Annotated in this window: 12 protein-coding genes; 11 read left to right on the forward strand and 1 reads right to left on the reverse strand. The window is 64.0% G+C overall.

Annotated elements, in window-relative coordinates; genetic code table 11:
• Nucleotides 1-52 precede the first annotated feature (52 nt).
• Nucleotides 53-1,426: an AgmX/PglI C-terminal domain-containing protein gene (locus LVJ94_07695; GenBank protein ID WXB07116.1), complete on the reverse strand. Its 1,374-nt coding sequence runs from the start codon at nt 1,424-1,426 to the stop codon at nt 53-55.
• A gap of 68 nt (nt 1,427-1,494) precedes the next feature.
• Between LVJ94_07695 and LVJ94_07700 the strand changes: the two genes are divergently transcribed.
• The 11 genes from LVJ94_07700 to LVJ94_07750 all read left to right on the forward strand — a co-directional run bounded on the left by LVJ94_07700 (nt 1,495) and on the right by LVJ94_07750 (nt 11,708).
• Nucleotides 1,495-2,295, forward strand: coding sequence for an aminotransferase class IV (locus LVJ94_07700; GenBank protein ID WXB07117.1), 801 nt, complete (start codon nt 1,495-1,497; stop codon nt 2,293-2,295).
• A 106-nt stretch (nt 2,296-2,401) separates the two neighbouring features.
• The gene (locus LVJ94_07705; GenBank protein ID WXB07118.1) at nt 2,402-2,653 is read left to right on the forward strand and encodes a hypothetical protein; all 252 of its coding nucleotides are present in this window, start codon (nt 2,402-2,404) and stop codon (nt 2,651-2,653) included.
• Between the two features lie 35 nt (nt 2,654-2,688).
• Entirely contained in the window at nt 2,689-3,474 is a 786-nt protein-coding gene (locus tag LVJ94_07710; GenBank protein ID WXB07119.1) for an alpha/beta fold hydrolase, read from the forward strand.
• A gap of 29 nt (nt 3,475-3,503) precedes the next feature.
• Nucleotides 3,504-4,547: a hypothetical protein gene (locus tag LVJ94_07715; protein ID WXB07120.1), complete on the forward strand. Its 1,044-nt coding sequence runs from the start codon at nt 3,504-3,506 to the stop codon at nt 4,545-4,547.
• 44 nt (nt 4,548-4,591) lie between these two features.
• Nucleotides 4,592-6,709: a S9 family peptidase gene (locus LVJ94_07720; protein WXB07121.1), complete on the forward strand. Its 2,118-nt coding sequence runs from the start codon at nt 4,592-4,594 to the stop codon at nt 6,707-6,709.
• Between the two features lie 19 nt (nt 6,710-6,728).
• A complete protein-coding gene (locus LVJ94_07725) occupies nt 6,729-7,253 on the forward strand; it encodes a hypothetical protein (GenBank protein WXB07122.1) in 525 nt (174 codons plus the stop codon).
• Between the two features lie 18 nt (nt 7,254-7,271).
• Nucleotides 7,272-8,156 (forward strand): hypothetical protein, encoded by an 885-nt coding sequence (locus tag LVJ94_07730; GenBank protein ID WXB07123.1) that lies wholly within the window; start codon nt 7,272-7,274, stop codon nt 8,154-8,156.
• Between the two features lie 5 nt (nt 8,157-8,161).
• A complete protein-coding gene (locus LVJ94_07735) occupies nt 8,162-8,806 on the forward strand; it encodes a hypothetical protein (protein ID WXB07124.1) in 645 nt (214 codons plus the stop codon).
• Between the two features lie 23 nt (nt 8,807-8,829).
• On the forward strand, nt 8,830-10,431 hold the full coding sequence (locus LVJ94_07740; GenBank protein WXB07125.1) for a serine/threonine protein kinase: 1,602 nt from the start codon (nt 8,830-8,832) through the stop codon (nt 10,429-10,431).
• Nucleotides 10,432-11,271: 840 nt separating this feature from the next.
• Nucleotides 11,272-11,454, forward strand: coding sequence for a hypothetical protein (locus tag LVJ94_07745; GenBank protein ID WXB07126.1), 183 nt, complete (start codon nt 11,272-11,274; stop codon nt 11,452-11,454).
• 71 nt (nt 11,455-11,525) lie between these two features.
• Nucleotides 11,526-11,708 (forward strand): hypothetical protein, encoded by a 183-nt coding sequence (locus LVJ94_07750; protein WXB07127.1) that lies wholly within the window; start codon nt 11,526-11,528, stop codon nt 11,706-11,708.
• The last annotated feature ends 83 nt before the right edge of the window (nt 11,709-11,791 follow it).

The raw sequence follows: 11,791 nt of genomic DNA on the forward strand, positions 1-11,791 counted from the left end.
TCACAGGGGGGAACCGGGCGAGGTTCACTACTCAACTTTTGCCAGCTTTTACTTATTCGGTCGGATTGAACATAATTGGATAAACGACGCGCACCGTGCCGCCTTCGGGGGTCGGGAAGGCAAGGGAGTAGAAGCTTTTTACGACGCAGCTGCGCACGTTCTCGTCGGGGAGATCGCTTCCGCTGTCCTGGGCCATCGACACGGCACCGCCTCGGTCGATGACGAATTTGACGCGTACGTGACCGTTGAGGGAAGGGTTGTTGCGCAGTCCTAGCTCGTAGCACGCGCGGTAGCGGCCTGCGTTTTGCCGGACGATACGCTGGATGACCTCGGGCGGAATGCGGCCCATCGCCTCGAAGCCGCAGCCCTTGTCCTCGCAGGGACGCGGATTGGGGGCACGCGGTGGGTGTCCTCCGGGCATTCGCCCGTGCGAATAGCCCATGCCATTGTTGCCCGGGCCACAATTTGGGCCGATGCAGGAGCCGCGGCCGTCATGGAACCCGTGCCCGAGTGATTCACCGATGTTGGCAAGACCGATCTGGCCGCAATTGGGCATTCCCGGAGGGCAACCCCCGCCCTCTCCCACGCCGGAAAGCGAGAGACCGCCGATGCCGAAGTTCTCCCCGGGGTCGGAGCCCCACATCGCGCCAAGATGGCTCTCGGCATCGGCGCCGTTGGGAACCGTTCCCCAAGGCGTGATCGGTGCGTTGGGATCGGACAGCGGGGAGGAGCCGAGCATCCCAACGAGTCCGAATTCGCGCGCCAAGGTGAGATCGCGTTCGCGCGCCAAGCTGGCGTCCTGCGGCGTAGCATCTCCTTTGGCGCTCCAGTGCGCGTTGGTTTTCGGCGCCGTTTCCCGCCCCATGAGGCCCGCTTCGTTGGGAGCCTGCTTTCCGGAGGGCGCCGATTCGCGGGCACCCTCGCGCGCGGCCGATTCATCGTCCACGTTGTCGCGTTCGCGCTCGGCGGCACCCGCAAGGTACTTCTGCATGGTCTCGATGCGGTCGCGCGCGATGAAGACGTCATCGTCGGCCGTGAGCGCGGGAAGAAAGAGCGCCAGGGAGCCGAAGATCAGCGCGTGCATGGCAAACGACGTTCCCACGCCGCCGAGCGCACTGTCCTTCCATCGGGCGAGTGCGCCGAGCGGCGTCGGGCGCCCCGCAGGCACGGCGCGCAGTGCGACGCGGAAAGGGCCGAAATCCGCCTCCAGGGGCTGTTCCGGGGCCAGCGTACTGCCCTCGGGAAGCACCAGCGCGAGGTCGGTCCCGATTTGCTCGGCCGGCGCAAAGAAGGTGCAATAGGCATGTTCTCCAATGGAGACCGCCGAGCCCATGGGCAGATGCCGCATCGCGAGGATGTCACCTCCCCAGGATAAAATCGCCTCGATGACGTCGAGGTCGTCCCGATCCATCGTTTCCGTGGTCATGCGGAATCAGACAGGGGGCTCCGGCAAAGGTTTCGGGGTGTCGAAAAAAAAACGCTATGTCTTTGGTCATGGACCGATACGAGCTGAATGGCGCCCCCGTAGGCCTGGACGACCTCTCCATCCTGGGGCGCGTTCCTTATGGCCACTACACGATGATGCAGGTGCGTGACGCCGGTGTGCGCGGGCTCGGGCTGCATCTCAGGCGCCTGCAGGAGAGCACGCGGGAGCTGCTCGGTTGCGAGATCGATCCGGACGAGGTACGTCGCCACATGCGCCGTGCGCTCGGCGCGGGCACGGAGGCGACGATGCGCGTCAACGTGTTCCCGCGGAATATGGATTGGCTCGCCCGCCGGGGAGCCCCCACCGAGGTGGACTACCTCGTGACCGTCGGCGCGCCGCGCGAGCCATCCGGGATCACGCCGCGCGTGCGAACGACGCGCTTCGAGCGCTTCTTGCCGTCGGTGAAGCACATTGGCATTGGCCTGGGCGTCATGCAGCATGGGCGCCGGGCCATCGCGGAAGGGTGGGATGACGTCTTGTTCCTCGATGCCGACGGTCGCGTCCTCGAGGGTTCCGTGTGGAACATTGGATTCTTCGACGGGGCGCGCATCGTCTGGCCGAACGCTCCTGCGCTCCCGGGCATTGCCATGCAGCTCGTGCAGCTCGGTCTCGCGAAACGTCATATCCCCTCCGAAACGCGTGAGGTGCACATCGAGGAGATTTCCTCGTTCCAATGCGCCTTCCTCACCAATACGGTCCAAATCGTCCAACCCATTGCGCGCATCGACGACACGGCATTTACCGCCGCACCGGACTTGATGGCCACGTTGACGAAATGCCATCAGGAGCATCCTCTCGAGCGTTTGTGAGTCGCTGGTTGACGATGTGTCGCCCGAATGGGTGACATCGATTTTCGTAAAGCAATGACATTGTCCGAAATGCTGCCGTCTCTCTTTCACCAAAGGAGCCACTGCCATGCAATTCGTTCGATCGTCCGTTGCCGTTCTCGTATGCCTACTCGTCGGGTGCGCCGCCGATCCCGAGACGTCGGAACCGACCGACGTCCAGGTCCAAGAAAGCGTATCTCAGCAGGCGCCCATCTGCCCGCTCAAGTGGACCTGCGATTCGGGCCGCTACTACGGCACGAAGGCCCAGTGCGAGACCGCCTGCGGTGTCGGCGCGTGTTACCGCGATTACGCGTGCACGGGAGGGTGCGTTTGTCCCTGATTCGCACCGCGTGAAGATCGGGTACGCTGCTCGCCATGGGCGGTGCAGGCGACCTTCACTATCAACGACAGGGTTCCGGCGAACCGCTGGTGCTCATTCACGGCATCGGTAGTCGCCATGGGGTGTGGCGGCCGGTGGTGGAGCAGCTCGCGCTCGAGCGGGAGGTCTTCGCCATCGACCTGCCCGGTTTCGCCGAATCACCCGCTCTGCCATCCGGGACGCCGTCGAGCGTGCTCACACTGACCGACGCGGTGGAAGCGTGGATACGAGCCATGGGGCTCGATCGCCCGCACGTCGCGGGCAATTCGCTCGGGGGGGCCATCGCGCTGGAGCTCGCGCGCCGCAATGCCGTGCGCTCGGCCGCGGCGCTGTCGCCGGCGGGGTTCTGGATCGCCATCGAGAACACGTACGCGCGGTTCGTCTTGAAGACGGCGCGCTCGTTGGGGCGGCGCGCGCGTCCTCTGGCACCGACGCTTGCCCATTCGAAGCTGGCGCGAGGCCTTCTCGCCGGGCCGTTCGTCGCGCACCCTTCGCGGTTGGACCCCGACGAGGCGCTGCTCGATCTGGCCGCATTCCTCGATGGTCCCGCGTTCGACGAGACGCTCGACCGCACGCGGAAATACTACTTTGCCAACGGCCACGAGCTTCGCGTGCCTGTCACCATCGCGTGGGGAACGCGCGACTATCTCCTCTTGCCGCAGCAAGCGCGCCGCGCCCGCCGATTGCTGCCCGATGCTCGTCACGTTTCGTTGCGAGGCTGCGGGCACATGCCCATGGGCGACGATCCGAAGCAGGTGCTCGACGTTCTTCTCTCCCACTGACGTCCATGGATGGAAAGGTCAAACCGACGATGAGTCTTCTCACGTACCGCGCACTCGTGTGCGGTCTCGCCCTCGCTGCATGTGGCGGGAGCAACGCATCCAAACCGCCCGCGGAGCCGGCCGCTTCGTCGCAGACCGAAGCGACCGGCTCGCAAGCGACGCCGGGCGCGAAGTCCGATGCCGACGCGAAGCCCGTCGAGCCGCCCGCGTCCGAGACCGCGTCGCCGCCCCAGCCTCCCAAGGTTCGCCTGCTATCGCCCGGTGCGGCGCCTCGGCACGCGCTCCGCTATCGTTTTGCCGTGGGGCCCTCGCAGTGGAGCCAAATGGACATGAAAATGGCCATTGGCGTCGGATTGGGGAATGCCGTTCCCAAGCCCGTGCCCCTGCCCACGGTCCGGGCGGCGATGCGCATCGATCCGAAGAGCGTGAGCCCCGAGGGGGAGCTTCGCTACGAGTTCGAGATGGTCAAGTTGACCGTTCTGCGCGACGCTCCGGTGGCTGCGGAGGTGCGAACGAAGTTGGAGCAGGAGCTGGGCAAGCTCACGGGGCTCAAAGGCTACGCCGTCGTCACCTCGCGCGGCATCACCAAGGACGCCGACTTCGTCGTACCGCCCGATGCGTCCGACGCGATGCAGGAGACCCTGGAGAACATGCGCTCCTCGATCCGGCAGATGAGTTCCCCGCTTCCCGAGGAGGAAGTTGGGAAGGGCGCCGCCTGGGAGGTGGAAACCCAGCTGGTCACGCCCGCGTTTCGCTTGACCCAAACCGCGACGCACACGTTGCAGGACGTGCGTCCCAACGGAATGTCCACGCGCGTTTCCTTCATCCAAAATGCACCGCGGCAACCGATGAAGCTCAAGAAATTGCCCGGCGCGAAGGTCCAGCTCGAGAGCATGCTCTCGACGGGCGACGGAAAGACGGAGGTCGTGTTCGACAAGCTCGTGCCCAACTCGCTCGTGAGTCTGTCGACCAACATCCAAATGTCGATCGCCGCGTCCGATGGTTCGACCGGTAACATGGCCATGAGCATGGGGGTCGCAACGACCTTTCAGCCGAGCAAAGCGCCCCACTGAATCGGGCCTTGACCTTGCGTGGCCCTATGCTCAATTCGGTGGCCATGATGCCTCGCTCGTTTGCACTGGCCATCGCTTGTTTCGGCTTGATCGCGTGCGGAGACTCGGCGCCTCCGCCCGCCGCCCCCACGTCGGCCGCCGTGGCCAATGCCGCGCCGACCACGCCCGCCCCGCCCGCTCCGTCGCCGCCGCATGCGGATGGCACGCTGATCGCGCGCAAGGTCCTGTTCGGCAATCCGGATCATGCCGCCCCGCGCGTGAGCCCCGATGGAAGGCGAATCCTCTTCATCGCCCCGGACCAAGGTGTGCTCAATGCGTGGGTGGCCCCGGCCTCGGATCCCACGGCGGCCAAGGTCGTCACGCACGAGCGCACGCGCCCCGTGCGCGAGGTGCGCTGGGCGGAGACGAGCGAGCACGTGCTCTACCAGAACGACAAAGGCGGCGACGAGAACTTCCACGTCTTCGTGGTCGACCTGAAGACGGGGCAGGAGAAAGACCTCACGCCGTACGACGGCGTGCGAACGGATCTCCAGGACACGTTCGACAAGCACCCCACGACGTTGTTCGTGCAAATGAACAAGCGTGACAAGAACTGGATGGACCCGGCGCTGATCGACATCAAGACCGGCAAGGTGACCGTCCTGTACGAGAACGACGGTTACCAGGACTTCCTCCTCGACAAGGACGCCAAACTGCGCCTCGGGCAGAAGTACAATGCCGATGGCAGCCGCGAGATCTTCCTCCGTGCAGGCGCCGGCAAGAAGGCCGAGTGGAAAAGCTTCATCAAGATCGGCCGCGAGGACAGCACCACCACCGAGCCGCGTTGGTTCAACCGCGACGGTAAAACGCTGTACATGAGCGACAGCCGGGATCGCGACACGGCGGCCGTCGTCGCGGTCGAGGTGGGCTCGGGAAAGCGCACGGTCCTCTTCGAGGATCCCAAGAGCGATGTGCAAGGTGACATCGTCGACCCGAAGACGATGAAGCCGCTCGCCGTCATGACCAACCGCGAACGGCGCGTGTGGCATGCGCTCGACAAGTCCGTGCAAGGAGATCTCGATGCCCTCGCCCGCGTGGCCAAGGGCGATATCACGGTGCTCAGCCAGTCGCACGACGGCCGCAAGTGGACCGTATCCTTCTTGAAGGACGATGGTCCCACCGCCTTCTATTTGTGGGATCGGAACACGAAGCACGCCTCGTACATCTTTTCGGATCGCAAGGATCTGCAGGGGGTCGAGCTTGCGCCGATGCACCCGGTGGTCATCGCGGCGCGCGACGGGCTCGAGCTGGTGAGTTACCTCACCCTGCCGCGCAGCGTCGATCCGAAGGAGACGGGCAAGCCGTCGAAGCCCGTCCCCATGGTGCTGCTCGTGCACGGCGGGCCCTGGGGACGCGATCAATGGGGACTCAACGCGAGCCATCAATGGCTGGCCAACCGCGGCTATGCGGTGCTCAGCGTCAACTTCCGCGCGTCGACCGGATTCGGGAAGAAGTTCGTCAACGCAGGCGATCGCGAGTGGGGGCGCAAGATGCACGACGACCTGCTCGACGCCGTGAAATGGGCCGTCGACGGCAAGGTGGCCGACCCGAAGAAGGTGGCCATCATGGGCGGAAGCTACGGCGGGTACGCCACGTTGGCCGGGCTCACCTTCACGCCCGACGTCTTCGCGTGCGGTGTCGACATCGTCGGCCCGTCCAATCTGGTGACCTTGCTCCATTCGATCCCGCCGTACTGGTCGGCGATCTTCAACGACTTCGTGATGCGCATCGGCGATCCGCGCACCGACGAGGGAAAGCAATTCCTCGCCTCGCGCTCGCCGCTGTCCCAGGTCGACGCGATCAAAAAGCCGCTGCTCATCGGCCAGGGGGCGAACGATCCGCGCGTGAAGCAGGCGGAAAGCGACCAGATCGTCAAGGCCATGCAGGCGAAGGGCCTGCCGGTGACCTACGTGCTGTTCCCCGACGAAGGGCACGGCTTCCAGCGGCCCGAGAATCGTTTGAGCTTCTTCGCCGTCACGGAAGTGTTTCTGGCCGAGCACCTCGGCGGCAGCTACCAGCCCTACGAGGGCGGCGGTGACGACTTCCAGGGCTCAAGCATGCAAGTCCCCGCTGGCGCCAGCAGCGTGTACGGACTCGAGGCTGCGCTTTCGAAAAAGCGATAGCATCGCCTGCATGCATGGCATGAGGCGCATCACCATCAGGTTCGGTGTACTTGCTGTATGCGCAGCGGCGTTCTTCGGAACGGGGTGTAAGAAAGAGACCCGCTGGGATCAAGCCGCCGCGACGACCACATCCGAGGCGAGGGCCCAGGCCCGCGAAGAAGCGGGCCTGCCTCCCGTCGCCGAGGTGAAGCAGACGAAAGGTGCCGCATTCAACAAGCTTTTCCCCGACGATGGCACGGATGGTTACAAACGTGTCTTCACCCAGGAAAAAGAAGGCTTTGCCGAGGCGAAATTGCAAAAAGACGGCAAAGACGTCGCCACGCTGAGTCTGGCCGATTCGGTCAACGACGACGACGCGAAGGCGAAGTTCGCCAAGTCGACCGACAAGGTCGATTCTTATCCTTTGGTCACAGTGGGGAAGAACCAGTCGGCGCTACTGGTCAATGAGCGATATCAAGTCAAAATATCGAGTCAGACGCTCGACGCCAGCGCCCGCAAGGCACTCTTCTCGAAGTTCGATTTGAACGGCATCGCCAAGCTGTAAAAAGGGAGGAAACCCATCATGAGCAAGCCTCTTCACGAACTCTTGCAGGAATTGCCGACGACGAACGTCACCACCACCGTCCTCAAAGGGCTCGATTATCTGGTCCCGGGCCAGTGGCAGAACATCACCAGCATCGAGGAGATGATCAAAAGCGTGACGGGGGAGGAGGACCAGGAGCTCGTCCAGAAGATCGGCGAACGCGCCATCATGCTCTACAACGACTCCGGCCAGGGCTATCAGCGCGCCGTGGACATCTACCAGCTCGTCGACCACGTCGGTGCGGCAGCGGGCGCGGCCTCGCTCACGCATGCCCTCGGGGAGTCGTTTCAGATTTTGAGCTTTCTCGACAAGATCACGCCCAAGCCCGACACGGCCCAGGCCATCGATGCTTCGGTGAAATTCGTCGCCGAGATGGCCGCGTTCTGTTACTCGAGCGGGCTGCCCGGCGACAGCGTGGGCGACTTTGCCGCGTCGCTCGCCAATGCGGCCAAGGAAGACGCCATTCGCTTTGCGGCGTGGATTGCCTTCGACTGCATCATCCCGCTGGGGCCGGACTTCATGAGCACCTTGCTGGGGAAGGTGAGCGAAATCAGCGAAGGCCAGCTCGGCGAAAATAGCCGTTTTGCGAAGATTGCCGAATACCTTCCAGGCGGGCTAGGCGAGAAGAAGGCGCTGGTGAGCTCGACGTTGGAATCGTCGCGCGAGCACATCGATCGATTCGTCTCCGAAAAGGGCATGTCGCGCGAAGGCCTGCTCGATCGCATCAAGGGCTACGTCGACGTGGCCGACGCCAAGCTCGATACGGTGGCGGCGGTGCTCGACATCACGACCAACTACTTCGAACATACGGGTATTCAATCGGTGGCGCGCCGCCTCGTGTCGCGCGCCTACGGGGAGATCTAGAAGACATGAAAAGCGCATTCGGCTCTCGTCTTGGCTGCGCGGCCGCGGTTTTTCTGGTCATGGCGGGGGCCGGGTGTGCATCTTCGTCGAGCTTGGCCAGCGGCCCGGCGGATCCGAGCGCGACCAAAGACGGATTGAGCGTGTGGTTCGAGGGCGGCGGCGCCGTGACCGCGTCGGTGGATCCCGAGGGGAACATTTTCGGGGCCGTGGTGAACGTGCACCGGTCAAGAACGGCCCCCCAAGCCGGGCCTGGGGCCCCTTCGGGATCGTCCGATTCGCACGACGACTCGGGCATGCTGCAGGGCAGCGTGTACGATCGACCGGTGAACATCACCTTCCGCGGTGCGAGCGCGCGGGGGTTGTACGGAAAGCAGCCGTTCAACCTCGATGTCGAAGACGCGCCCGGGGGCGTGCTGCGCGTGCGCGGCCTCGCCGGCGGAGCACCGCTCGACTTCGAGATTTCGCCCACGAAATGGACCGGTCACGTGGGCGGGTGTGGCTACGACTTGGCCGGACGTCCATGGCACTACGAGGGTTTTCGCGCCTGCGGCGGACGCTCGCAACGCGTCCGCGTCGAGGTGGGCAAACCCATTTCCGACTGGGCCTCGATCGACACCGTCACACTTTTGGGACTCGTTTTGCGTCGTTGAACGTATGGTAACGTAACGATGGCATGACGCTCCGGGCCTCCCTGCAGTCGTTCGAACCGGGGGTGATTCTCCTGGGGAGATACCGCGTGGAGAACGTCGTGGGCCGCGGTGGAATGGGCGCGGTCCTTGCGGCATGGGACACGGAGTTGCAGCATCGCGTGGCCATCAAGGTGCTCTCGGGCTTCGCGCTGGCGGAGAGCGAGCCGGTGGGGCGCTTCATGCGCGAGGCGCGCATCGTGGTCAAGTTGCAGAGCGACCACGTGGTGCGCGTGTTCAACGCGGGCACGCTCGAAACGGGGGTGCCGTACATCGTCATGGATCTGCTCGAAGGGCACGATCTGGGCGACCAAGGCCTGGTGCCGGCGCAAACGGCGGTGGATTACGTGTTGCAGGCCATCGACGCCATCGCCGAGGCGCACGCGCAGAACGTCGTTCATCGCGACTTGAAGCCGTCGAATCTTTTTCTGGCGAATCGTGTCGGGGCGGCCCCCATCATCAAGGTGCTCGACTTCGGGATTTCCAAAGCGACGAACCTGGAGGGCGACCTATCCCTCACCGGGTCGACGTCGATCATGGGGTCGCCGCGGTACATGTCGCCGGAGCAATTTCGTTCGGCCAAACAGGTCGACGAGCGGACCGACGTGTGGGCGCTCGGGGCGATTCTGTACCAGCTTTTGGCGGGGATCCCGCCGTTCGATGGCACCTCGATGACCGAGATTTTCGAATCGGTGGTTCACCGCGAGCCCGCACCGCTGCATGCGCTCCGCCCCGAGGTGCCGGCGGCGCTCGAACAGGTGATCCTGCGTTGCTTGCGCAAGGCCGCGAACGAGCGCTACGCCACGGTGGCGGAGTTGGCGCTGGCGTTGGCGCCGTTTGGCACGGGTGAGTGGCAACGGTGCGTGGAGCGGGCGGCCAAGCTTCTCGCGGACAAGTCGACCTTGAATGCCCACGTGGGCTGGGTGGCGCCGGCGGAAAAGGTGCTCCCGCTGCCCAGCGTGTCGCCTCCGCGTCCGGGGCCGGAAGGGGCGCCCGAGCCGCGGGGATCGCGCCGGCGTATCGCGTGGATGGCCGCGAGCCTCTTCGTGGTGGTGCTCGCGTCGGTGTGCGTGGGGGCGGCGCTCATGCTGGCATGGGTGAAGCGCCACCCTCCGCAGTTGGCCACGGCCGCGCCGTCGGGGGCGCCGGTGCCGGCTCTCACGACGGCGACCATCGTGGCCGATTCAGGGAGCGTGGCGGCGGACGTCGATGCGGGGGCTGCACCCGATGCGGGGGGCGCGCTGGATGCCGGGACTGCGCTGGCTGCGGCGAGTGCGCGCAAGCCCGGGGCTGGAAATCCGGCGCGCGTTCTGACGGATTTTCAGAGGAGCCGCCTCCTCGGGCACTATTCGACGTACGACGGCCGGCGCGGCTTCGTGCTGGATCGCCTCGGCGAGCCCGTCAAGGTGCGGCTCGATGGCGACAGTACCGTGCATTCGCTGAAGGAGCGCTATTCACAGTGGACCTGGCTCGATTACCTCAGTGAAGACGGCAAAATCGAGATACGGACGAAGCAGGATACCGGCGAAGTGGTCAAACTGAATTACGCCGACGTGGTTCGCGACGCCGACGCGCGCCCGCTTCGCTGAGACGGGCCAAGGCTCGACCACCCGCCTATTCGTATTTCGATGTAAATAGAAAGGCTTTTTCCGTCATGCCATTTCGCGTGACGGCCTGGCTTCGCGTTTCATCGACGCGAGTCGCTTACGACCGCCTCGTCATCCCATGTCTAGGGCTGAAAGTACCTCATCAGCTCATACATTGTTCAAGCATGGATCAAAGGTAAGCGGTGTCAAATGGCAAAATCGAGCGGTGTTCCCGACTGCAGGGTCGACGACCAACTGGTCGCACCGACGCCGGGATGGGTAGCGTGCGCGACATCATACATCCGATGATTGGTAGGCTGCCGCGGGCCGCCGTCGTAGAAGCCAACATGCGCTGATTGGCAACTCCACGATGCGCGAGAGGACTTTGAGAATGATCCGACTGGCACATTCGCGGAAATCGGCTTCTCGCTAGGCCCTATTCGATATGGATGGCCTGATCCGCCGTACGACGGTATCCGACTGGACGAATGCTCCTCGGCACCTGACACACAATGCCGTCGTGCACTTCAACGCTTCGCAGTAATATTTTTAATTTGCCATTCGCACTTGACCCATCCGTCGGCGCTGAGTACTACTGAATGACACCGGTTACCAAATCGAACGCAGATGTCTTTTGCGTCTCTCCGTGATTGGGCTTCTCGGACATCCCGAAGCGCCTAATCATGCCCAGATATTCAATGTAGCTAGGGCATCCATTCGATGGTTGGCGCGGCATGCAGTCCATGCCTCGCATTCAACACCACCCGACGGCCAACGGGGGCGTGCCCACTATCCAAATACGCGAAACCACCAGCGGGAAACCGAGAAAGGACGGAGAACACCATGAACGCAGCCCATAAGGTGCCGCCCAGCACCATGTCGGACGACCTCACGGCCGAAGAAGCCGGACAAAATGAGGCCGCGCGCGCCCCGCGTGATGGCCAAGGCTTCCTAAAGCTCAAGTCGGGCATCAAGGCCGGCAGTGGGTTCCAGGGACCACCCATTATCCCGCGCCCCGCGGCGTAACCAGCAGTCACTCGACGATACCAACCATACAATCACCCATAACGGAAAACCGAGAAAGAACAGAGAGCACCATGATCGACCATGCCATTGTCAACGCTTCCGAAGAGACCATTTCCACCACCACGCCGAATGACGTCACGGCCGAAAAAGATGGGCGCGGCAAAGCCACGCCGGCCGGCGGCCATGTACGGGTCCAGTCGGGCCTGAAGGCTGGCGGAGAGTGGGGCGTTGGCCGGCGGACTCCGAGGGCGTAGCTAACGCCAGCGGACAGGTAATTGGGGTCCCCAATAGCACGACCCGGGTTCTGGCCGGCGGGAGCGCTCCCGCCGGCCTTTTG

Source organism: Sorangiineae bacterium MSr11367, from assembly GCA_037157805.1.
GTDB lineage: Bacteria > Myxococcota_A > Polyangia > Polyangiales > Polyangiaceae > Pendulispora > Pendulispora rubella.